The 24,392-nt window shown below is 61.6% G+C and carries 11 protein-coding genes and 3 pseudogenes; 8 read left to right on the forward strand and 6 right to left on the reverse strand.

Features of this window, described 5'->3' with window-relative positions:
* Positions 1-60: 60 nt before the first annotated feature.
* Positions 61-1,794: a sodium:solute symporter family transporter gene (locus tag K1X11_RS13905; RefSeq protein ID WP_221032721.1), complete on the reverse strand. Its 1,734-nt coding sequence runs from the start codon at positions 1,792-1,794 to the stop codon at positions 61-63.
* Positions 1,795-2,208: 414 nt separating this feature from the next.
* Here K1X11_RS13905 and K1X11_RS13910 point away from each other — a divergent pair, with 414 nt between their 5' ends.
* Together K1X11_RS13910 and K1X11_RS13915 are read left to right on the forward strand one after the other, a co-directional pair.
* Positions 2,209-3,738 carry a glycine--tRNA ligase gene (locus K1X11_RS13910; RefSeq protein ID WP_225919656.1) on the forward strand — a complete coding sequence of 510 codons (1,530 nt, stop codon included), beginning with the start codon at positions 2,209-2,211 and terminating at the stop codon, positions 3,736-3,738.
* Between the two features lie 468 nt (positions 3,739-4,206).
* Positions 4,207-8,892: a hypothetical protein gene (locus K1X11_RS13915; protein WP_221032723.1), complete on the forward strand. Its 4,686-nt coding sequence runs from the start codon at positions 4,207-4,209 to the stop codon at positions 8,890-8,892.
* A 425-nt stretch (positions 8,893-9,317) separates the two neighbouring features.
* Here K1X11_RS13915 and K1X11_RS13920 read toward each other — a convergent pair whose 3' ends face one another.
* Positions 9,318-11,534, reverse strand: a complete 2,217-nt coding sequence (locus K1X11_RS13920) for an immunoglobulin domain-containing protein (RefSeq protein ID WP_324725985.1) — start codon at positions 11,532-11,534, stop codon at positions 9,318-9,320.
* A gap of 149 nt (positions 11,535-11,683) precedes the next feature.
* Here K1X11_RS13920 and K1X11_RS23450 point away from each other — a divergent pair.
* Both K1X11_RS23450 and K1X11_RS13930 read left to right on the forward strand, forming a co-directional pair.
* Positions 11,684-11,905 (forward strand): annotated as a pseudogene (locus K1X11_RS23450) (His/Gly/Thr/Pro-type tRNA ligase C-terminal domain-containing protein); the annotation flags it as partial.
* A 254-nt stretch (positions 11,906-12,159) separates the two neighbouring features.
* Positions 12,160-13,521 (forward strand): KAP family P-loop NTPase fold protein, encoded by a 1,362-nt coding sequence (locus K1X11_RS13930; RefSeq protein ID WP_221032725.1) that lies wholly within the window; start codon positions 12,160-12,162, stop codon positions 13,519-13,521.
* A gap of 136 nt (positions 13,522-13,657) precedes the next feature.
* On the opposite strand, the gene K1X11_RS13935 is transcribed toward K1X11_RS13930, so the two are convergent.
* Both K1X11_RS13935 and K1X11_RS13940 read right to left on the reverse strand, forming a co-directional pair.
* A complete protein-coding gene (locus K1X11_RS13935; protein WP_221032726.1) occupies positions 13,658-15,961 on the reverse strand; it encodes a DUF5703 domain-containing protein in 2,304 nt (767 codons plus the stop codon).
* 88 nt (positions 15,962-16,049) lie between these two features.
* Positions 16,050-16,190, reverse strand: a pseudogene (locus tag K1X11_RS13940) (VOC family protein); the annotation flags it as partial.
* Positions 16,191-16,426: 236 nt separating this feature from the next.
* Here K1X11_RS13940 and K1X11_RS13945 point away from each other — a divergent pair.
* Positions 16,427-16,936: a hypothetical protein gene (locus K1X11_RS13945; RefSeq protein WP_221032728.1), complete on the forward strand. Its 510-nt coding sequence runs from the start codon at positions 16,427-16,429 to the stop codon at positions 16,934-16,936.
* 33 nt (positions 16,937-16,969) lie between these two features.
* Here K1X11_RS13945 and K1X11_RS13950 read toward each other — a convergent pair.
* A pseudogene (locus K1X11_RS13950) lies at positions 16,970-17,173 on the reverse strand (DoxX family protein); the annotation flags it as partial.
* Positions 17,174-17,480: 307 nt separating this feature from the next.
* Between K1X11_RS13950 and K1X11_RS13955 the strand changes: the two are divergent.
* Both K1X11_RS13955 and K1X11_RS13960 read left to right on the forward strand, forming a co-directional pair.
* Complete coding sequence (locus K1X11_RS13955; RefSeq protein ID WP_324725986.1) at positions 17,481-21,434, forward strand: immunoglobulin domain-containing protein; 3,954 nt, start codon at positions 17,481-17,483, stop codon at positions 21,432-21,434.
* Positions 21,435-21,584: 150 nt separating this feature from the next.
* Positions 21,585-22,643, forward strand: coding sequence for a PEP-CTERM sorting domain-containing protein (locus tag K1X11_RS13960; RefSeq protein ID WP_221032731.1), 1,059 nt, complete (start codon positions 21,585-21,587; stop codon positions 22,641-22,643).
* Positions 22,644-22,675: 32 nt separating this feature from the next.
* On the opposite strand, the gene K1X11_RS13965 is transcribed toward K1X11_RS13960, so the two are convergent.
* Entirely contained in the window at positions 22,676-23,104 is a 429-nt protein-coding gene (locus K1X11_RS13965) for a DoxX family protein (RefSeq protein WP_221032732.1), read from the reverse strand.
* A 256-nt stretch (positions 23,105-23,360) separates the two neighbouring features.
* Here K1X11_RS13965 and K1X11_RS13970 point away from each other — a divergent pair, with 256 nt between their 5' ends.
* Positions 23,361-24,227, forward strand: coding sequence for a FecR family protein (locus tag K1X11_RS13970; RefSeq protein WP_221032733.1), 867 nt, complete (start codon positions 23,361-23,363; stop codon positions 24,225-24,227).
* Positions 24,228-24,392: the final 165 nt, after the last annotated feature.

The raw sequence follows: 24,392 nt of genomic DNA on the forward strand, positions 1-24,392 counted from the left end.
AGCGCGCACCTTCGCGCCCTGTCCGCCAGGGCGCAATCGCGGAGTTCAATCGCCCGCGGCCTACTCCTCCGGTTCGACGTGACGCCCCGGCCCCCAACGCAGCGCGGCCCCGCAACCCATCGCAAAAAACGCCAGGCCTAGGATGGTGAGGCGCTCCGCCAATCCGTTGGGCACCAGCAGAAAGCCCAGGATCAAGGCCCCGGTGAGCAGCACCAGATTACCCGTGATGCGCGCCTGCGCGCCGTCGAGCCCCGTGCCCACTTCCTTCGCAAAATCGATCGGCGTATGCACCCGCTCCCAGAACGAGGCTTCCCGGTCCCGATCGGCGGCCGAACGCTTCGCGCGGAAAATCTGCGCGATCAGCAGCGCCACCACCGCCCCGATCAACACCGCCAGACTGCGGTCCTGCACCGACCACACTTCGCCGCTCATCTTTTCATCAATCAAAGACCAGACCGACGGAATCAGCCCGCCCAGCACCATAACGAAGTAGTGCCAGCCCGGCATGCGCTTCACAAAAATGCCCGCCACCAGCGGCAGCGTGAGCGGCACCGTGATCACCGAGCCGATGACCAAAAACGCGTCGAACAACACAAACCGCGTCTGCCGCGACAGCAGGATCGCCATCGTGATGATGATCGCCCCCAGCGCCAACGTGATTGAGCGACAGAGCAACAGCTGCGCCTTGTCCGACAGGTCCGCCTTCCCCCGCCAGCGCCGCAACGGCAGCCACAGGTTGTTCACGATCACGCCCGTCGTCGTGTTCATGCCGAAATCCATGCTGCTCATCGTGGCCGAGAACATCGCCGCGATCATCACACCCAACAGCCCGTTGGGCAGCACGTTCATCGCCGCCACCGCATAGGCCGTCGTCGCCGGATCATCGAGGTTGGTCGCCATCACCTGATCGGCGTAAAGGAAGCGCGCCACCATCGGCGGGATGAACCACACCACAGCGCCGATCGCCATGAGGCTCATGCAAAACCAACTCGCCCGCGACGCCTCGCGCCCGTCCTTCGCCGCCAGGTATTTGTTACCCGCCGTCAGGTTGATCTGCGACACGATCTGAATCACGAAAACCATCGCGATCCACAGCAGGGTGTATTTGTCCTGCGGAAACGCCCCAGCCGGCTTCACAAAGGCAAAGCTCCCCTCCGCCTGCATCGCCTGAAACTGCGTGATGAAGCCGCCCACGCCGCCCACCTCCACCACGCACAGGATGGCCATCATCACCGTCATGCCATACAGGATCACGCCCTGCACCACGTCGGTCGCCATCACGCCCCACATGCCACCCGACGTCGAGTAGGCCACCGTGATCACGCCGATCAGCACGATCATGGTCGTGAGCGGAAATCCAAAAGCCGCACTCACAAACACCGCCAACGCCCACAACTGCACCGCGGCCGAGAGCGGATTCAGAATCGCGCCCGTGATCACCATCGTTTGCTCCGCGCCCACGCCGAAGCGCATGCGGATCAAATCGGCCGACGTGTAACCCCGACTCTGCCGCAGCCAGCGCCCCAAAAAGAGGCCGCCGATGATGAATCCCGTCACATTGGCCACGTAGATGATCAACGCCGATGGACCCGCCGCAAACACCGCCGACCCGTTGCCGGTGAAGGTAAACGCGCTGATGCCCGCCATCAGCATACTCGTGCCGACCATCCACCACGTCCCCTTGGCCCCACCACGCACGTAGTCGCTCAAGTTGCGGTTGAACCGCGTGAAAGCCATGCCGATCACGATCAGCAACACGAAGTAAACGCCCAGGGTCAGGTATTCCAAATGCATGCGAAAGAGGGGTTAGAAAACAGCTTCGCCAGCGGCAAAGGGCACCCCTGATGCGCAGCGAATCACCATTTCGCAACGCAATTATAAACAACGTCTTCCAAATCCATTCGTCCCGATGAATGAATGAAATTTCACCCCCTCGCCGCCCACTTTTCTTACCCCCGAAACACCACCAACTAACGCACCTCAATCCCTGTGGGAGCGGCTTCACGCCGCGACATCGTTCCGCCCACGAATCTCGTATCCGGTTTCCCACACCCCGCATCCCGTATCGCGCATCCCGTATCGCGAATCCCGCATCCCGCATCCCGCACCCCGCACCCCGCACCCCGCATCCCGTATCCCGCATCGCGAATCCCGCCACCATTTAGGATTTGAGCGCCCCGCGTCCGTATCTCTATGACCTGTCCTCTTATGTCCACGTCCGCCGAGTCCTCCGCCAACTCCATGGAAGCCATTGTGTCGCTCGCCAAGCGCAAGGGCTTCGTCTTCCAGTCGTCCGAAATCTACGGCGGCTACAACGGCTTCTTCGACTTCGGCCCCCTGGGCATCGAGCTCAAGAAGAACATCCGCGACTGCTGGTGGAACGACATGGTGCGCCGCCGCGACGACGTTGTCGGCATCGAGACCTCCATCATCATGCACCCCAAGGTCTGGCAGGCCTCGGGCCACGTCGACGGCTTCACCGACCCGCTCGTCGACTGCAAGGTCTCCAAACAACGCTACCGCGCCGACCAACTCTTCTTCGCCCCCGTCACCGTCGATGGTGAGGTCAAAGGCTACGTCTCCGCCCTCGAGTCCGAGGACACCACCGCCGACCTCCAGGCCGCCGCCGAGACCTACAAGCGCAAGAAGGCCCTCCAAGGCACCCTCGCTCCCGTCACCGCGATCGAGTTCACCGAGGCCACCCCCGAGCAGATTCCGCTCATCCCCTCGCCCGCCACCGGCGAGCCCGGCAGCCTCACCCCGCCGCGCGCTTTCAACATGATGTTCGAGACCAACGTCGGCGCCCTGCGCGACGGCTCGTCCCTCTCCTACCTGCGCCCCGAGACCGCCCAGGGCATGTTCGTCGACTTCAAACCCGTCGTCGACACCGGCCGCGTGAAGCTGCCCTTCGGCATTGCCCAAATCGGCAAGTCCTTCCGCAACGAGATCACCCCGCGCAACTTCATCTTCCGCTCCCGCGAGTTCGAGCAGATGGAGATGGAATACTTCATCCACGAAGACGCCGACTGGGAAAAGGCCCACAAGGATTGGATCCAGTGGTGCTGGGATTGGCTCAAGTCCATCGGCCTGCCCGACTCCCACCTCAGCCTCTACGATCACGAGAAAGCCAAGCTCGCCTTCTACTCCCGCGGCACCACGGACATCATGTTCAAATATCCCTTCGGTGTGCAGGAGCTCTGGGGCATCGCCGCCCGCGGCAACTACGACCTCAGCCAACACGCCAAGGCCTCCGGCAAGCCGCAGGAAATCTTCGACGAAGACTCCAAGAAGAAGTTTGTGCCCCACGTCATCGAGCCCGCCGTCGGCGTCGATCGCATCTTCCTCGCCGTCCTCTGCGCCGCCTACGCCGAAGAGGAAATCACCGACGAGAAGGGTAAGACCGACACCCGCACCGTGCTGCGCTTCAGCCCGCGTATCGCGCCGGTGAAGGTCGCCGTGCTGCCGCTGCTCAAGAACAAGGAAGCCCTCACCGACCGCGCCAAGGCCCTCTACCAAAAGCTGCAGCGCCGCTACGCCGCCTTCTACGACGAAACCGGCGCCATCGGCCGCCGCTACCGCCGCCAGGACGAAATCGGCACGCCCTACTGCGTGACCATCGACTTCGACACGATTGAGAAAGAAGGCGACACCTTCACCCTCCGCGAACGCGACAGCATGGCCCAAAAACGCATCACCGAAGCCGAGCTGTTCGCGCTCCTCGACGAACAGGTTTACTGAGCGCACTTGTCCGCCGCAGCTCCAACCGGAGCGACGGAGGATCAACGAGGCCGGGTTATTCGGCCTCTTCGACAAGCGAGTTTGCTGAGTTGTTCGGGCAGTTTCGCCGAAACTGCCTCGCTGGGTTCTTATTCGGCTTTCTGTGTCAATCGCACATTGGCGTTGCAGGGATCTGCTGAAAACGGTCATGCAGTCCTGTGGTTCCCGTCTGGCCACCGGAACCCATTCCAACGACCCCAGATGAGAACCTCGTTTTTTTCAGGCCAGCTGGGCCTTTTGGCCTGTCTCCTCCTCCCCGCAACATCCATAGCAGCGCCCACGGTTGAAGTGGCCGCTGCCCTCCGGCAACAGGTCGCATCCGGCGGTGAACTGACGTTCGCAGTCACGGCATCAGGCGATAGCGAGCTGGCGTATCAGTGGCTCCACGACGGTCGACCCATCCCCGGGGAAACGGAAAGCACTTATACGTTGTCGAACGCCAGTCGCGGCGATGCCGGTTGGTATGCTGTCGACGTCACCGACCAGGCAGGCACCACCCGCTCGCAGGCCATGTTTGCCTTGGTCTCCACTGCACCTGACGAAGTCGTCAGCACCGAGCTGCGCTTTTGGGGCGACAGCCGCTTTGCCCCGCCCGACGGGATCTCCCAACCCATCGCCATTTCGGTCAACAGTAACTACAACGTTGTGCTTCAGGCGGACGGCACGGTGGTGGCTTGGAACCACGCCCCCGCCGACATCCCGGCCGACCTTGAGAACGTCGTGGCGGTGGCTGCCGGCTCCCAAAATGGCATGGCCTTGTTGGCAGACGGAACAGTCCGCGTATGGGGCGCCGACTCGTTCGGCATGTTGAACGTGCCAACGGACCTCTCGGATGTGGTCAAAATCGCAGCGGGCTACTATCACTGTCTGGCCCTCAAGGCAGACGGCACCGTAGTGGGCTGGGGGGCCACCTACCCCATCTACAATATCACCATCAAAAACGGCCAGGCAGACGTTCCGCCCGATCTGGTCAATGTCGTTGATATCGTTGGCGGCAGTAACTTCAGCATCGCGATCCTCGAGGACGGAACCGTTCGCTATTGGGGATGGCAGGTGGCGAACGATCCCACTGCCGGCTCCATCCACAATGTCTACCACATTGAGGGGCCGCCCTGGGCGGCCTTTGTGCAGCACCACGACGGCTCCCTGGAGTCCTTCGGCGAATCAGCTCAGACAATCCCCGCCGACCTCGGCCTGATCCGCCAGTTCGCGTGGGGGAGTGTGCACGCGATTGCGCTCACAACCGATGACGACGTGCGAATCTGGGACTGGAACAACAACTACTACGGCCAATCGACCATCCCGGACAACCTCGATGCCGTGTTGCAGGTCGAAGCCGGACTCAGCTACTCCCTCGTCCTGCGCGATACCAGCGCCGATACACCGCCGGTGCTCACGGACATCGCGGCGCGCACCATCACGGAATTGGAAGATCTCAACCTGTCGGCAACGATTTCTGGACCCGGCCCCTTCACCTACCAATGGCAACACAACGGCACCAACATTTCCGGGGCCACCACCCCGGAACTCACGATTGCCGAAGCCCAGCTCTCCGCCGCGGGCGACTACACCCTCGCTGTCACCAACCGCCTCGGCACGACCGTCAGTGATCCGATCACGGTCACGGTCAATCCCCTGCCGGTCGTCACCGACCAAAGCTCCCGCCGCCAAGTGCTCGCACCTGGCGCTACGTTGAATTTGGAAGTGACCGCCACCGGAAACGGCAACCTCAGCTACCAGTGGGTGCGCAACGGCCACCCCATCGCCGATGCCACCTCCCCCAATTTCAACCTCGACCGCCTGACGCTCACCGACGGCGGCTGGTTCGCGCTCGACATCACAGACGACCACGGCACCCGACGAAGCCCGGCGATGTTCGTAATCATCGCGCCAGACGAAACCAAGGTCACCGGCTGGGGCTCGGGCTATGCGGAAGCCAAAAACGTGTCGCGGGAAACCAACGACATCGTCGCCATCGAAACGGGTTCAAGTCACTCGCTGGCCCTCACTCGCGATGGCGAAGCACTGTCCTTCGGTATCGAAAGCGCGCCTCAGAATGAGATTCCGGTCGCAGCCCGAAGTGAGGTCGTGGCCATCGCTGATGGCTACACCCACGCCCTCGCCTTGCGCTCCGATGGCACCGTGGTGGCTTGGGGCTCCAACAGCGACGGCCAGATCAATGTGCCGGAAACCTTGCACGACATCGTGGCCATCGCAGCGGGCGGCTACCATTCGCTGGCCCTACGCTCGGACGGCAAGGTTTATGCGTGGGGTCGCCCGCCGTGGTCGCAGTCCCCCATGCCCGGCGATCTATCCGACGTGGTGATGATCTCCGCCGGCGAGCTTCATTCGCTCGCCCTAACCCGGCTCGGCGAGGTGCGGGCCTGGGGATACACTCCGCAAGGTATCGTCGACGTCCCTCCAGACCTCGATGAGGTGGTAAGCATCGTCGCAGGGACATCCCACTCCTTCGCAGTCGACGCGTCGGGAACCGCGCGAGGTTGGGGTGCCAGCGGCTGGCATGAGTCCTCCGTGCCCGCCAGCTCCCGTGGACATGTCCTGCGCGCCTGCGCGGGTTTCCAGCATTCGTTTCTGCTGCTGCGCGACGGTTCACTCTACTCGTGGGGATCAAACGTCGGCTACATGCGGGATCATCCCGCGGGATTGACCGGCGTCTACGACCTCAAGGGCTGGAGTGCGCATCATCTCGTGCTGGAAAGCGCCGGTGCACCCGGTATCTACGCACCACTCGCCAACGTCGCGGTCAATGAGGGACAACCCGTGGAGTGGCTGGTCCACAGCACGGGAACCGACCCACGCACGTATCAGTGGTTCAAGGACGGGGATCCCGTCGCAGGGGCCAATTCGCCGCGCCTGCGCTTTGAAGAGGTCGAGCTCGCCGACGCCGGCAGCTACGAGTTGGTGATAAGCAACGCCCATGGTTCAGTCCGCAGCCGCCCGGCCTCACTCAGCGTCGCCCCCGTGCCGGTTATTACGGCATTCAGCGACCTGCGTCATGTCGTCGCGCCAGGCCGCGACCTCGCGTTCTCCGTGAGCGCGACCGGCACCGGGGTCCTTCACTACCAATGGTCACATCGCGGGGCCGACATACCGAATGCAAACAGTCCTACCCTCGAACTCAGCAACCTGACTGCGACCGATTCGGGTTGGTATAACGTCGAGATCACCGACGACATCGGCACCCGCCGCAGCCCCGCCATCCTCGTCGAGGTGGTGCCCGCCAAGGTGAGAGTGATCGCCTGGAAACCCCAACCGGACGAGTATACCCCGCACTGGCCGCCGGCAGAAAACGATTTCATCAAGGTCGCCACCAACGGCACACATCGCATGGCCCTGCGTCGCGACGGCACCGTGCGTGTCTTCGAGAATCCGTGGACGCCGGACGACGTGATGGCCGAAATCCCCCAGCTTTCCGACATCGTCGACATCGCGATAGGCGGCAACATCGTCTGGGCTGTTCTGCACGCAGACGGTCGAGTGCAAGCTTGGGGGGCGAACGGCTACGGCCAGATTGACGTCCCCCCCACCCTGACCCGTGCGGTCAAGATCGCGGTTGGCGGCTTCCACGTCCTCGCTCTGCGTGACACCGGCACGATAGTCGGCTGGGGTCGGAACGACTACAGCCAAGCTAGCTACGGCAACCGACTGACCGACGTGGTGGAAATCGCGGCCGGCTATACCCACTCCGCCGCCCTGTTGCGGAGCCGCACCGGCGTCTTCTGGGGCTACAGCAACATTGTTGGGGTGTATGCACCGAGCTTGGAGAACCTGGTGGGACTTTCGGGGTGCGACTTCAACTGGGTCGCGGCCCATACCGACGGCTCCGTGACTTCCTGGGGACGGGGCGTGCTCCACAACCTGCCCACCGGCCTCGGCGCCGTGCAGGCGATCGCGGCCGGCATTGACCACGGACTGCTACTCGACGAAGCGGGCACCGTGCACGCCTGGAGTGGCCAATTTCACGGCACCATCCAGGTGCCGCCCGGCTTGCAGGATGTCTTCGCCATCACCGCCGGCGGCTATGAATCGGTCGCGTTCATGGATGCCACCCCCGACTTCGCAACCGAAGTTTCCTTGATCGACGCACCGAGTGAACCCGTCGCGGCGGGGACGCCGTTGGCCCTTGACTTCAGCCTCTCCAACGAAGGCAAACGCAACTGGACCAGCGACCATCAACTCCGGTTGCTTGATGCTACCGGATTAGTCGTGGCCACAGCCTCCTTGGACGGGATGCTGCGGGGCAGCCAACGCACTATTTCCATCGAATTCGAAGCGCCCCCGGTATTGGGTAAACTGAACTTGTTCACCCAGCTCTGGAACACCGCAACCCAACAACCGATCGGTGATTCATCGCGGGTCACCACCACCGTGAGTATCCTCTCCGCCGAAGGGATCGCCACGCAGCGCGTGACTCGATTGCAGCTGATTGGAACCTCCGCCACCGCGGAGATCACCAACATCCTCCGCTATCCCGCTGCCGCAACCCGCATCGATTGGGACGTGCTCCTCCCAGATGGCTGGCGTTTCCTCGGTAGCGAAAATGACACCGCCGCAACCACCCCCACCATCGACGACACTGCGCTCCTGACGTGGTCCTGGACCGAAGGGGCGGCCGACGGCCGGTCATTCAGCTACAGAATTCAGCACGACGACTTCACCGGAACGAGCGCTGAACTGGCGACCTTGGTCACGGCAGTCAACGGGACGCAAACGCAACAGTATGTCGTGCGACCTGACCCGCTGCGTCTGCGTTTTCGCCATTCGGCGGACATCGACGGCAATTGGGATATATCGCTCTCTGAACTGCTGCGCGTGATCGAACTTTACAACACGCGTTCCGGCACCACCCGCACCGGCAGGTATCGCGTCAATCCTTCCTCGATCGACGACTTTGACCCCGACGAGTCGATGACCGCGACCCTACCGGGTTTCTTCCACAACGCAGACTACGACCAAGACGGAAGCGTTTCGTTGGGAGAACTGCTACGCGTGATCGAGCTCTACAACACGCGTTCCGGCACTACCCGCACCGGCGCCTACCGTTTTTCGTCCGGCACTGCCGATGGCTTTATCGCGGGCGACGACGGTAGCTGACATTTCTCTTTGCGACGCACCCTTTCCTTCTTTTCTGCCAAGTCCCCGCCTCAGCGCCGCCACCTCCATGGATAAGGAAGACGACACCTTCACCCTCCGCAAACGCGACTCGATGGCCCAGAAGCGCACTACCGAAGCCGAGCTGTTCGCCCTCCTCGACGAGCAGGTTTACTGAGCAAAACCATCATTCGCCAAACGCAGTAGCCGGGGACGTCCTTGTCCGCCATAGCCTTGGCGAAGGAGGGTGACCCCGGTTCTTTTCTGCCGACACAGCCCGCCTGCTCCAAATCGATGCAGCAACCCGCGCCGAGGAGAAGTCAGGCACGCACTTTTTAGTGCAATGCTCTCAGTGCTTTCCCATACACGGCGCTCTCACCCTCGCCCGCGACACGTGGCTCACGCTGCGAACCGATCCCTGCAGGGACCTACGGTTGCGCCGGAGGCAGTTGCGATACCTGTAGGCGGAAAAAGATACGATCGCCACGGGACACCGGCCAATCCGCCCGCCACGTTTCCATCGAGTTGTCCGTCGACTCAAGTCGCAGGTCCACCGTTTCGCTGGTCCATGTTCGCAAATCGATCGAAGCTTCCACCACGTAGGAAAGATCAAAACGATCGTTGGGGCGGGTGAAGCGATAGACTGCGATACCGTTCTCCACGCTCACCTGTTCCGGAATCGCAGAACTCGCCAAACGTGGCTCCATTCCCAGTGCATATTTCATCAAGTTGGTAAGGCCATCGCCGGCCAAAACCACCTCCGGCCCGACCGTGGATGGATCATCCAGCTCCTCCGCCAAAAAGCGGGACCGCACCCAACCCGCGTATCCATCGTTTACGATAAACGACCGCTCTGCCACGACCTCCCCCCAGGTTTCATCTCCCACTTGGGTCGCCCGCACCAAGACGGTGCCAGATCCCGTCAGTGTCAGGTTCGGGCCAGTTAGGCTGGCGGGGCCGGAAACCACTTCAAAATCCACTGGCAAACCCGAACTCGCAGCCGCCATCAACGTGACGTGACCAACGTCGCGCCACCACCCCATCGGCCCGGAAAACTCGATCGATTGCGACCTTCGCAAGGTCGCCGTGCTGGATCGGCCGGAACTGAATGTGCCAGCGGAGTTCACGACTACGTTTCGCGCTCTTACCCGGTAGGTTCCCAGGTCCGCTGTTCCGACACCAGTGAGGGTGAGCGTCGACGAGGTCGCGCCCTCAATCCTCACGTCATTGTGATACCAATCATACGTAGCCGCGGGCACCGCCGACGATTCCACCGCAAAGGTAACCGTATCACCCAAGTCCACCACCTGATCCCCCAACGGCTGGGTGATTGTCGCGACGGCGTGTTCAGTATCCACCGTGAGCACGACCCCAGCACTTAGAGCGGTCCCAAAATTGTTGGATACTGCCACGGAATAGGAACCCTCGTCGGCTGTCGATGACACCTCTACCAGCAAGCTCGATGAGGTCTCATTCCCGATCAAATCGCCGTCCCGAAACCACTCGTAGGTGAACGGAGTAAGCCCGACCGCATCCGCCACGATCAAGTAGCGCCAACCGAGTGGAACCAGGTCTTGTCGGCCGCTCACATTAAGGACCCGCGGTTGAACGACGTAACTCGGGGGCTGCTCCGCCTTCAGCGTGTAGTGCTCCCAAGCATTGCCGAAATAGCTGTTGTAAACCCAAACATACTGACCGTCGGTGCTGCATTCACCCGGCACGCCACTCATCTCCAAGTCATCGAACCAAACTCGTTTCAAGTCGCCACCCGACGACGCCACCAGCAGGTCATGTATCACCCCGATGATGGACAACCGGACGTCCTCGGCCGCCGGGCTGTTGGGGTCCGGGCGGGTGGCATATTCGAAGTCGAACTGACCATCCGGTCTCAATCGACGAAGCCGCCAGACCCGGCCGGACTGAGAGCTATGCGTGGTGACCACCACCACGCTACCGTCCGGCAAAGCAACACGACTATGCGCAACCGGAAGTTCGATAGAGGGAAAATCCGCCACCAACGTTCCGTCGTCATCCACGCGGGAAACTCGGGGCGACGACCCATCGGGGTGGTAGAATAGCAACATGCCGCCGCTCGGAATCGGACAAAGGAACCGGATGCCTCGGATTTCCTCCGCGACCAAGAACGTCGGATCGGGAACCCCGTCCGCCGAGAAACGCAACGGACGCCGATCCAGACCGCCGCGCGAGACGAGCAGCCTTCCCATGCCGTCGAGCACGGGCGGTTCAAAGACATCCGTGATCGCAGCAAACGTTTCATCCCAATTTCCGTCCGGAAGCAGGCGTCGAATTCCCTCGTAGCCCCCATCGGGTGTGGGAAAAGTGCCCCACAACAGGATTCCTTTCCCCGGCTGTTCGATCATTCGATACACCCACGAATCCTCCGGGAACACTGTAGTCAGAACCGTCTCCACTTCCCCACCCGATCCGAGCCGAACCAGATCCACCACGCCGGGAGCAGGCACGTTGTCGACGGAGTCAAACCGCCCAGCGATGAGACGGCTTCTGTCCGCCAGAGTCACATACGCATCAATCCCATTCAGCCGGGATACTCCGGGAGCGAAATTGGTATCCTTGTCCCAATACTCCGACTGCCCACTCAAGTAAGCCTGTGCCGCCAGAAACACGATCAAACCCACCTTCCCAAGGCCGACACGTCGTTTCCCGGTTACCATAAAGCAACTCCATTCCTCCCGACAAAATGCCTAAAGTCCAGCGGTGTTCTTGCTGCAGCCAGCTCCACCATAAGGAGAAACCGCTAACCCTCTCAAATAGTCGCCGCTACCGCCGCCAGGACGAAATCGGCACGCCCTACTGCGTCACCATCGACTTCGACACGATCGAGAAGGAAGGCGACACCTTCACCCTCCGCGAACGCGATTCGATGCAGAAAAACGCGTCAACGAAGCCGAGCTCTTCGCCATCCTCGACGAGCAGGTTTACTGAGCCAGATCTGGTTGTAGGGTCGTCGCTCGTCGACGACCGCCGCAATCTGTAGCCGAGGTCTCTGACCTCGGCTTTTTGCTGCCCACGCACCGCCCATCATACAATTGGACGCCGCCGACTACTCCCCATGCCTATTTGTATACCAGTCTATTCAATCAGCCAAAACGTTGGCGCGGTTACGCTAACTAAGAGAAAACTGTGAACTTCCAACGAAGAGAACGATATTCCCAGTGCCCCGCCTCGTTCAATTACCATCCCATTTCCTCCCTTGCCGAACCTGCATCTCACGGATGAGAACCAACGCACATGAAACTGCGACGCCCACCTCTTCAGATCGATCCGCAGAATCCTTTCTCGGGCTCCCTTTTTCAACGAGAGCAATTCGCCGACTCGCTCACATCGCTTATTCGAAAATCGCAGGACGGCACTGTTATTTTTGTGAACGGGCCGTGGGGCTCCGGAAAGAGCACCTTCCTGAAGATGTGGCAGTCGAAACTCTCCAACGAGAACCTCCCCTGCCTCGCGTTTGATGCCTTCGCCGCCGACAGCCACGAGGATCCGTTTCTGTCGTTCACCGGCGAAATCTACGGACTTTTGAAAGGGCTCGAAGACTCGCGCACCGGCATTGAACCCGTAACTCGAAAGTTTCGCGAAGCAGCCGTCGACGTTCTCAAGGCTGCCGCCCCAGTTGCGGCAAAAGTTGCCCTGAAATGGGCCACCGCGGGTGTCGTCGGAAACAACGAACTCGGTCAAATGGCAGAGGCTGCAAGCGGGACCGGTGACAATCTTGCCGAGGCAGCCGAGTCCGTGATTCGGCGCAAAATCGAGGAGTATTCGGCATCCAAGTCGACCACCGCTCACTTCAAGGAAACATTGGAAAGCGCCGCTTCCCTCATCCGAGATGAGCATGACTTCCCGCTCACCATCGTGGTGGACGAACTGGACCGTTGCCGCCCTGACTTCGCGCTCGGCCTTCTAGAGCGGATAAAACACCTCTTTGACGTTTCCGGAGTCGTCTTCGTGCTGTTCGTCAATCAACGGCAAATCGAGAGCTACATCGGATCTGTCTACGGCGAAACAGTCGATGCACCATCTTACCTTCAAAAATTTGGCGACTTGTTTGTGGATATTCCCGCTGAGTCTAACGCCGCCATACATTCGGGAGGGCTTCCAGAATTTTTCGGCAAATTGCTTCGAGATTTCAACTATCCTTCCGATGGCTCATTCAGCGCTGTCGCCTCACAACTTGCTGTCTTCGGTGATCATTTCGGTCTAACGCTGCGTGAAGCTGAACACGTGGTTCGTGTTATAGCGCTGGATGGTGCCGCGACCGGGAATCGAGAGTTCGATTGGTATCCGTTCCGTGAGTTCTTCTCCGTAGTAAAAATCAAACGGCCCGATCTCTTTTCTGAGATCTGCGCGCAAACCACCGACACTGCCGCCTTGGTCAATGCACTAAGAATCGAAAAGTTGAGAAGTCGCGCAAACGGCGAGCGTTCGGACGAAATGGCCAAAATTTGGGCCGGTTTGATCCACGTCGCGCAAGAGACGCACTCAGATCAAGTTGTTGATCACTACATTCAAACACTGAGGAGAATTTTTCGGGCCGGCGAAACCGCAGCTGGATACACTTGCCGTCGGCTGTCCCGCTTCCGATATCAGCCGTAACAGTGCAACCGCTCGCACAACCTTGATCGCCGCAACGTCGGCCTTGGCTATCTGAATCATCGAATTAAAAGCTCGGGCGGCTTTCACGCCTCCCACCGCAATCTCTTCGCTCAGCGCCCGCCCCGAGACCCACGGCTCACCGCCGCACCCAATCCGGCAGGACGACGTCCTTCGCCCGGCTTGCGGGCGTGACCTGCAGGTGCTCGAGTCTGCCATCAACCAAGCGCGCCTCGACGGTGGTTTGACCGGGGGCGTGCAGCTTGAAGTCGACATCCCAATCAACCGGCCAAGCCGGTAGCAGGTAGAGCGCGTCGCCCACCGGCTGGAGCAGCATTTCCTGCACGCCGATCATGCCAGAGCCGCCCCAGTTGTGATCCGGCACCCAGTCATGGCCGGGGCCCCACCAGGTCGGGAAGCGCCGGCCGGAGTCACCCATTTTTTGCAGGGTCAGTTCCGCCGCTTCCGCGGTCAGACCCAGTCGGGCGCAGAAGATCGCGTCCTGATGCCAGCTGACGATCTGCTTTTGGTCCGGTCGGTCGAAACCGTAATGCCAAGTGTTACGCGCAACCTGCAAATCCGGCTGCCCCACACCGTATTGTCTCCACGGATACACCGGATAAAGTTGCGGCAGCTCGACGTTCTGGACGCGCGACCAGGACCACGCCGGCGCGATCACTTCATGTCCGTCCACGTCACGCCGCCCGATCTCAGGCAGGCGCGCCAGCATCCTCTCCCACCCACCCCGGCGATCGTTTGGCAGTTGATCGGCCGGCAAGGCCAGCAACCCCGTCAGCACACCGCGCAGCGCGGCGAGCGTGCTCGTCGGATTGAGCGCATCCTTGTAGGTCTCGTTGGCGGTGCCGGGAAAGAGGATGAGCTTTCCGTCGTCATCCAAGGGTCGACCCGTGCGCTGCACCGCCTCGGCCTGGTAGAACGCGTCGTAGAAGTGCAGACAGCTCTCGATCAACGGCAGGTAGTCACGCACATCGGCGCCGGCGTAGCGGTGCGTTTCCAGGATCATGCCGCAGAATTCAAACACGGTGTCCCACTGGTAATTGACCCAGTCACTGTCCTCGATGCCTGGCAGCGCCTCCGCGCTTCGATGCCAGTTGTATTCGTAGGCCACCGGCAGGCCGAAGTTCTCGATCTGCTCCGTAAAACTCGCGCCGTCGATGCCCCAATACTCTCGCGATCGCATCTCCGCGTTGCCCAGCGCGCGCCGATAAAACTCAAACTGCGGCCGCATCATATCGAAGTCACCCGACGCCAGCATCGGCCAATACACCAGCCGTTGGTTTTGCGCGGTAAACGAACCGCCACCCCACCGCCGATAGTCCGGCGAAAACGGCAGCTGCGGATCCGTGAACTCCGGGTCGACGGTGAAAAGGCCACCGTTGAACTTGGTCGGGTAATCGCCCCGCGCATTCGTGCCGAGCTGGTAACGAAAGACCTGATAGTTGCGCCCCACCTGCCATGCCGGCGAACCGATGGGTTCGTCGATGAACACGTGACTGCGGTCCCAGAACTGCGCCCACCACGCCTGCGTCGCTTGGCGATCCCTCGCCGGGTCGATCGCCGCCGCGTGCACCCTCTCCGCGAGACCCGCCACCCACTCCTCGAGAGACGGGGCCTGCGCCACATGCATCGTTACCTGCAATGCATGATCGGTCGCCGCGCGCTCGCTGCGCAGTCGCCAGCCGCGATACGGCGTGCTGGCGTAAACCCCCTCAACGGTGCCGTCCGGCACCAGTCCAGCACCCGACAGCTCACCACCAAACGTGAGGTGCTCCAACGGATTCCACAGCTCGTCCTTAACCGGGTCCAAACCCTGTTGCTCGACCACCAGGTCAAAGGCCGTCCGCCCCTCGTTGCGGTGATAGAACCGCACCGCCTCGCCAACAAACTCCACCACATCCGGCCGCACCACCGCCGGCTCTGGCGCGTCCTGATACGAGCGATTCGCCCCCCGCTCGTTCGCCCCCTGTTCGCGCGGCTCCATGCGCCAGTTTTCGTAAGTCGCGACCAGACTGATCGGCGCGCTGCTGTGCGCCACGACATGCGCCACCGGCCGGTTCACATCCACCCATACCTCCAAGCGCACATCCACCTCGCCGACCTTGGCCTGCAGCACCACGTCACCCTCGCGCAAGCGAAGCTCCTGCCGAAACTCCACCGCCTCGGTGCCAAACGGATTTGGGTCAAACCGCACCCGCAAGCGGCCGAGTTTCGGCATGCCATTGAGCTCATCAAAGGTCCCGCTCCGCGACAGGTAGATCAGCAGGTCCCCGTCCTCGACCCAAACATTCAGCCCCACGTCCCCACCACCGCACGGCATCGACGCGAGGGCGTTGGCCGACGGCGAATCCCACCCAACGTTGTGGTCGCTCAACTCGGTGGCCCAAGCGCAGCCAGCCATCACCCACACCAAAACAACAGGCACTAGGAAACGCATTCGACCAAACTAGGCCGTTCAACCGGCCGCGCTTCAATGCAATCTACGCAGAGCACCCAACCCAGCGATCCCTCCCCCCCGCTTCGCCGCTCGGGTAGTCACCCGGCGCCGGTCGCACCGCGGTCACTTCGCTGTCCGGAAACGTCGCGGAATAAAAGCGAGCGGCCGCTCCGGCGTCTTGGTTGAACCAGAGGCAAATCGTATTCTTGAGGGGCATAGTAAAAGGCCGGATGAGTGGTGAAATATGTGTGCCCCGGTGCGGACCGCAGTAGAGTCAACGCCCCCCCCACGACTACTGACACCGCCGCACAATCTCCCCCGAAAAGCAGCCGCGCCGGCCAATCGTCGCGGAGCTGCGACCCAGCGTTGCATCCCGCCCGATTTCTCAACTCTCTCAGTCGATCGGCGGTTCTGGTTTTGAATCGCCCCCATCCGTCAGCGCTTCGGAAAACTATGAATGTCCTTCCTCTTCTGCAGGCTGGAGCCGACATCGTCACCATCCTCGGTATTGTCATCGCAGTCGTTGGGCTGCGATTTGCCGTCAAAACCTACCACAACGACCGCCGTAAAGATCAGCTCGAACGCGAATACGGCACCTTCAACGATCTCGACGACAAATACGTCGAGTTCATGTATGAGTGTTCGCGGCATCCCCGACTCGACCTCTTCTCGACCCCAGCGCCCAGCCAGCGGGAGCTCAGTGCGGAAGAGCTGCGGGTCGAACGGGCGCTCTTTGCCGTTCTCATCTCCATTTTCGAGCGTGCCTACGTCATGTTCCACCGCCGCGACGAACTCTCCAGCAAAGACGCCCAGTATCCCGGCTGGGAAACCTGCATGCGCACCTACTGCACCCGCCCCTCCTTCATCGTGGAATGGCAGTTGATCGGGGACCAATTCGATCAGGGCTTCTGCACCCGCATGAACCAGCTCATCACCGAAACCCAGCGCACCTCCCCGGCATAAGGGGTCAATCTTATATTCTTGAATTCCGTCATCTCACCGCCCGCGCGGATCCGCCCGCTCCCTGCCCCAGGGTCTCAACGCACCGGTTGACCACAGCGCCCAGAGAATGAGCACCGGCTGGAAAAACAGCCGGGCAAACCGTTTCGCATCCGTGTCCAAACCGAAGGCGTCGATGCCGTTCAGGTATTGCGACAGGTTGCCCGGGAAGATGAGCACGTAGAACACCGCGAGGGTCAGACACCACCCGCACCGGCGCCCACCGTTTTTCATCCGGCACTGCCGACGGCTTTACCGCGGGCAACGACGGTAGCTGACATTTCTCTTGGCGACGCACCCTTTCCTTCTCTTCTGCCAAGTCCCCGCATCAGCGCTGTTTACCTAAATTTGAGTAATCGTCGGCGCCGGGGGGCGCATGTAGCCGTTGTCCTAACTTGGGGGGCGGCCTAAAAACCCGCAGCCCGACGGCCCCACCCCGATGAAGATGCCCTTTCTCCGCCACCTAGTTTTCTGTTTCGCCCTCTTAGGCGTTTTGACCGCGCCACATGTGCCCGCCGCCACCGAGCCGAATTGGTATTGGCGCAATCCAACTCCCCAGGGCAACGACTATGTGAGCGTCGCATACGGCAACGGCGTGTTCGTCGCGGGGGGTAACTTCGGCACCATCACCACTTCGAGCGACGGCGTCACTTGGACGAATGTCGCCTCGGGCACCAACTCCACCATCCTCTCCGTCACCTTCGGCAACGGCCGGTTCATCGCCAAAGCGGGCTACGGTGTGCTCATCTCCACCGACGGTCTCACTTGGACGGCGCCCGAAACGACCGTGCCCGCCTTATGGGAAACGATCGACCTCATCACTTTCGTTCACGACCGCTTCTATGCGATGAAGCGCAGTGCCTCCGGGGCTCAGATCGGAAGACACCTCGTGGCCACCTCCACCGACGGGGTGACTTGGACCCGCCACGACGGCGCTTCCGAGGGGATGGTCGGACGCATCGCCTACGGCGGCGGGAGCTACGTCGGGCAAAACATTCTCACCGGTTACCCGAGAAGAGCGGCAGACGGAGTGACCTGGACCAACGCAGATGCCTCCATGATGCACTCCGCCGACGGTATCACTTGGGAAGCGGGCGGCGCCACCGGCATCGCCATAATCACCGGCGGGCCCATTTTCTTCAACGAGCAATGGGTCGTTAACGGCCGATATCTTACCGAAGCCTCCGGATTCCAAGAGTTTCAGGAGGCATTCAGCGTTTCGAACGATGGCGGCGAGACCTGGACCTTGCACCCCCTCCCCGAAGGCGGCATCAGCGCGGGGACCATAACACTACCAAGTATGGCGGCTTTTAAGGGTCGGTTGTATTATCCCGGCTCAGACCACGCTCCGATCATGTCTACCGCCGATGTCGTTTCGACCCGCGCTGACATGCCGTTTCAGCTCATTCAGTTCACGGACATCACCAGCTCCCCTGACCGGATCGTTGCCGTCGCGCGTCTTGGCCGCATCGCGTCCTCCGCCAACGGCAGTGATTGGACGATGTTCGGAGAAAGCAAAGCTAGCGGGAACCTTCGCTCCGGCGCCTTCGGTGACGGCCAATGGATCCTCGCCGGCGACAGCGGTCTCGCCACCTCCCCCGACGGCATCGCGTGGTCCATGATTCCCGGCAGTTCCATCTACGGAGCCGGATCCGTCGCCTTCGGCAACGGACGCTTCATCGCTGGAAGGAGCAGCGGACGCATCGGGATATCGACCGACGGCGGCACCACCTGGACCGATCCCGGCGTGACCGGCGTAAACGGACAAATGGTTTTCGCCCAAGGTCGATTCGTGGCGACGCAGGGGCTGGTCAGCTCGACCGATGGCATGACATGGACGGCCCCGCTCCCCCCTCCCGGGGGAACGGGTATCTGGACCAGAGTTTTTGTCGTCGACGACGTGTTCTACGCCCTCGGTTCAACGGACCCTGATCAGGAGGCCGACTACGTGATCGCGCGCTCCGTCGACGGGCTTAACTGGACCACCGTCGCCTCCGTCCCGGAGCGTTTGTCGTGTGTCGGCGGGAAAGGCGACCTGCTCGTCGCCTCGAGCTATAGCGGCGAACTGTGGACCTCTCCAGATGGCCTGACTTGGCAAAAAGCCGAAGGTGCGCCGCTGTTCCTGATCGGTCCGCCGGCGTCGATCCTCTGGGTCGGCGATTCACTGGTAACGGTCACCCTGACAGGCAGAATTCTGACCTCGATCGACGGCGTGACATGGACGAAAGACGAATTCGCGGACGCCGGCACCATGCTCGCTCTGGCGAAAGGCAACGGTCAGGTGCTCGCCATGGGCACCAACGCGATCATCTGGGAAATCGGTGCAGCCCACTTCACCGCCCAGCCGCAGGACCAGGAAGTAAACTCGGGCGACGCCATGACCTTCCGCGTAGGCGCGACCGGCAAGGAGCCGCTTTCTTACCAATGGCTGAAAGTCGACCCAACGCCGCCCAGCGGACTATCGAGTCCATCGGGACCTTCCAGTCAGGCGATGACCGCCGACGCCACCCCCATCGAGGGAGCGAATGGCCCCACCCTCACCATCGCCACGGTCCGCCCGGCCGACGCCGGCAGCTACCGCGTGATCGTATCCAACGCCTTGGGCTCCGCCGAATCCGCCCCCGCCGCACTTGTCGTCATTCCGTCGACCGAACCACCCGCCATCACCGTCCAACCGGAATCACAGCACGCGCTCCTCGGTTCCACGGTAAGCTTCAGCGTGGTCGCGACCGGCGACGGTTTGCTGTATCAATGGCACAAGGACGGCGCGCTTCTCGCCGACGCCACCGCGGCCGAACTCACCGTAACGGCGGTCGATACTACCCACAACGGCAACTATACCGTGACGATCCGTAACGACTACGGCACTACGACCTCCGACGCTGCCACGCTGATCACGGGAGAAGCCCCCCGCCTTTCAAGGCACCCTCGCGACATGCAGGTTACGCTCAGCCGCCCTGGAACCTATGGGGTGGCCTTCTCCGCCTACGCCTACTCGTCAGACTATCCCGTCACCTACCAATGGCGCCGCAACGGCGAGGATATTGCCGGCGCGACCAGAAACATCCTCGACCTCGCCCCCGTCCGGCCGGAGCTCGAGGCCGCCTACGATGTGGTCCTCACCAATGTGTTCGGTTCAACAACCAGCAATGCCGCCACCCTCACCGTTGATATTCCGGTGAGCTTCACCACACACCCCAGCAACGCCTACGTGGTGGAGGGCAGCTCAATCGAACTGTTCGCGGAAGCAACCGGCTACCCGGCCCCCAGCTATCAGTGGTTTCGGGACGGGACACCGATCGCCGACGCGACCGCACCACAGCTCAACCTTGCCGCCGTGAGCACAAACGATGATGCGACCCTCTTCCACGTGGTCGCCACCAACCGCAACGGCAGCCTCGCCAGCCGCGAAGTCACCGTGCATGTCCTCGCAGCCAACGAACCGCCCACCTTACTGGCGACCTTGCCGCACGTGCGCCTCTCCCTCGGCGACGCTCTTGAGGTGCCCGCCATCGCGTTTGGCCCCGCACCACTGACCCCTTCGTGGACCCGCGATGGCGAGACGCTTACAGCCCAGACTACATCAAGTCTTTTGATCGAAAACACGACGGCTACCGACACCGGTTTTTACCAAGTCGAATTCGCCAACCACAACGGCTCAACCGCCAGCAACCTGATCTTGGTCTACGTCCGGGATCCCGCAGGCACGCACGGCCTGCAAGGCAGTCAGGAAACCAGCCGGCGACGCCTTGCCTCCGGTGAGACCATCACGCTCACCCAACACCTCTCGCTTGATGAGCCTTTGTCCGCCCTCAGTTGGTTCACCATCGTTCCCCCCGGCTGGACCGTGGAGCCGCTGGCCAACGCGTTCACGGCGACCGCCGAGACCGTTCCGACGTCCGGTGCGGGCGGTTTGATCGAATGGCGTTGGGGTTCCCTGCCTGCCGGCAGCTATGACTTCGCGTTCCAGCTCACCGCTTCGTCTGATTTCACCGGCTCCACCCAAATTGTTTCGCTTTTGGATGGGCTCACCAACGACCCCCCCTCCGCCGGTGCCCTCTTTTCCCCCGCGCCCATTTGGCTCCGCGCGCACAAGTCCATCCACGACTCGGACACCGATGGAGACCACACCATCAGCCTGTCCGAACTCCTGCGATCCATCGAACTCTACAACGTCCGCTTCGGCAGCCAACGCACCGGTCGCTATCAGTTGAACCCCGTTTCCGTCGACGGATTTGCCATCGATATGGAATGGAATCCGTCGCAACGCTACCCGGTGCTTGTTCAATCGCGTCATCACTCAGCGGATACCGATCAGGACTCCCAAATCTCTCTCAGTGAGCTCCTGCGTGTGATCGAACTCTACAACACGCGGTCGAACACCACCCGCACGGGCGCCTACCAAACCGACGACGCCAGCACGGACGGATTTGCGCCAAGCTTCAGCGATGGAGCCCAATAAACCGAGGGACGAAAGACCGGGCTCAGTCTTTCGATTCAAAATTGGCCCTGAGTCTGATCCGTAGAGCGGACAATATGGCTACGCACGTATGCGTATGGGGGCACCGGCGGCGCGGCACTAAGGTGAGGCGAGCTTTCGCCCACCCTTGCCATGACTACTTTACGCTTCGCCCTTCCCCGATCGCTTGGCGTGCTTGCCGGCGTCTTCGCCTGCACCCTCGCACCCAGCCTCTCTGCTCAGTGGACCAATGTGGTGTCGGCACCGTCGCTCAACTCTTGGAACGGGGTGACCTACGGTAACGGTGGTTTTGTCGCTGTGAATGGCTTTGGCCGGATAGCCACGTCGACCGATGGCGGACTCAACTTTGTCGAGACCGGCGACTTTTCGGGCTCCAACGTGATCTTTGAGGACGTCGCTTTCGGCACCCTTGCCCAAGGCAACAACATCGGCTCCACCGGCTACGTGGCCATCGGGGCCTCCAACAGCAGCGCCGCCGCCATCTACGAATCACTGGATGGCCAGACCTGGACCAATGTCACCTCCGACTACGGCAGCTACTTCGCCGGGCAAACCGGCAAGACCGTGAGCATCGATGGCTCCAGCAACCTGCGCGCCGTGGTCAACAACCTGTCGATGACACCGTCCTTTTTCGACGGCACCACTCACTACGCCTTTCGCCGCTTCCAATTCGACAACACCGACGTCTACACCTCGACCAACGGCACGACCTTCACCCAAAGCATCAACGACTACGCCTTCGAGGCCATCGGCGGACTTTATACCGGCTCGGACTATCTGCTGGTCGGCACCGATCGCGATGGCTCCCGTTACGCCGCCACGGTGCTCACCTCCGATCTCAACGACGCGCCGGTCATCACCGTCATCGAAGGCGCCACCGGCTACCTGAGCAGCGTCATCGACACCGGTTATGGTTACGTCGCCGTCGGCGGCTCGGACAACTTCACCGACATGAACGCCTTCTCCTCGGTCGATGGCACCACCTGGCTGCGCGACACCGTGACGACGACCAACAACGCCCCCTACGATCTTTCCGACATCGCGATGGGTGACGGCCGCCTCGTGGCCGTCGGCGCCTACGGCATCATCACCCGCGAAGTCAGCCTGAGCGCCGTCCCCGAGCCGAGCACCTACGCCGCCCTCACCGGCCTAATCGTCCTCGGTTGGGTCATGCGGCGCCGCCTCGCCTGAAGGGGTCAATCTTATATTCTTGATATCGGCCGCTAGCGTTGCCGGGCCTGGCGCCACGCAGCCAGCCCACCGGTTGACCACAGCGCCCAGAGAATGAGCACCGGCTGGAAAAACAGCCGGGCAAACCGTTTCGCATCCGTGTCCAAACCGAAGGCGTCGATGCCGTTCGTGTATTGCGACAGGTTGCCCGGGAAGATGAGCACGTAGAACACCGCAAGACTCAGCCCCACCCACACCCGGTAGCGTTTGAGTATCAGCATCGCCAAACCGAGCGCGATCTCCACCACCCCGGAGGCTAGCACCACAAAGTCCGTGTCGAGCGGCACCCACGGCGGCACCTGCGCCTGAAACTCACCACGCTGAAAAGTGAGGTGCGCTACACCGGCCAGGGTCATGAAAGCCCCCAGCACGATGCGCGCGATAGCCTGCGGTCGGGTCGTATGGGAGGAGGTATCCAGCATGCCCACAGGCAATAGCCGCTGCCACAGCACTGCAAACGACCCGGGTTATTCCCCCACCGATTCCCGGATCACACTACGTAATCCCGCAGTTCAAGTTCCGCTTTAATCGCACCGATGGGCCTTGTCTCGCAATCCAACCCGCGCCCTCAACCGGCTAACCCACCGCCAGACGGCTCCATCGCTTATGCAACACCTACACTTGTTCCTTCGGCTCACCACTCAGGCCCGCCGTTCTATTTCTCTGTTCGCCCTTTTCGTGATCGGCTCTGGTCTTTCCCTCTCAGCCCAGTCCCAGCCCAACGCCGGCCTCTTCACCGTGACTGACATCACCGGTGACGTATCCTGGGTCGACCCCACCACCGGAGCCTCCGCACCGATCGTCCTCAACGAGACGCTGCCCGTCGGTGCGACCATCGTCACGGCCGCCGACTCCAGCGCGTCCATCGCCTTCTCCACCGGCTCCACCGTGCTGGTGGAGGCAGACTCCGCCGTGAAGATCGCCTCCTTCACGCAGGCTCCCTTCGACCCCGCCGACCTCATCAACGACACGATCGAGCCGTCCGTGTCCCACCTCGAACTCTTCGTCGAAAAGGGTGGTATCACCAACGACGTTCGCTCCCTCCGACCGGGTTCCGTCTACACCGTCAACAGCCCCGACGGCGCGGTCTCCGTCAAAGGCACCGTCTTCTTCTTCCAGATCGATGTCGCGACCGGCAACCTCATCCTCAAGGTCAACGAAGGTCTGGTGGTCTTCATCGGCACCGACGGTCAATACGCCGAGATCCCCGAAGGCACCAAGATGGAGGATGCCAAAAACATGCAGCGTCAGCCCATGAGCACCGCCGAACGCGTGGAGTTCCGCAACGCCCTCGTTCGCCTTTCCACCGCCAGAGACGCCGTCACGTCCAACGAAGGCACCATCTACACCAAGTCGGTCGAGATCGCCACCGCGTCCGACGACAGCGCCAACACCAACGTCGCCGGTAACACCGAAGACGAGGGTTCCAGCAACGACGACTCCAACGATGATGACGCAGGCGATGACAACAACGACGTGGAACCGTCCACTGAGGTCGTGATCGAAATCCCGACCGACAACATCGTCGTCAGTCCGTCCACCTGATCGCGGCACTCCCTCTCCCTTTCCTTTCACTTTTTCAAAAGACCGGCATCACGCCGGTCTTTTTTTGTGCCCACGCCGATCGAAATGGTGGCGCGCTTTGACCTCGCCCCGTCCTCCGCAGAAATTCCCTCGCTCCGCCCCCTCAACCGGAACCATTGCTCGTTC

Source organism: Actomonas aquatica, from assembly GCF_019679435.2.
Classification (GTDB): Bacteria; Verrucomicrobiota; Verrucomicrobiia; order Opitutales; family Opitutaceae; genus Actomonas; species Actomonas aquatica.

Bases quoted from the DNA above. Each gene is read 5' to 3' on its own strand.
- K1X11_RS13905 (WP_221032721.1), bottom strand. From the start codon at position 1,794: ATGCATTTGGAATACCTGACCCTGGGCGTTTACTTCGTGTTGCTGATC.
- K1X11_RS13910 (WP_225919656.1), top strand. From the start codon at position 2,209: ATGTCCACGTCCGCCGAGTCCTCCGCCAACTCCATGGAAGCCATTGTG.
- K1X11_RS13930 (WP_221032725.1), top strand. From the start codon at position 12,160: ATGAAACTGCGACGCCCACCTCTTCAGATCGATCCGCAGAATCCTTTC.
- K1X11_RS13945 (WP_221032728.1), top strand. From the start codon at position 16,427: ATGAATGTCCTTCCTCTTCTGCAGGCTGGAGCCGACATCGTCACCATC.
- K1X11_RS13960 (WP_221032731.1), top strand. From the start codon at position 21,585: ATGACTACTTTACGCTTCGCCCTTCCCCGATCGCTTGGCGTGCTTGCC.
- K1X11_RS13965 (WP_221032732.1), bottom strand. From the start codon at position 23,104: ATGCTGGATACCTCCTCCCATACGACCCGACCGCAGGCTATCGCGCGC.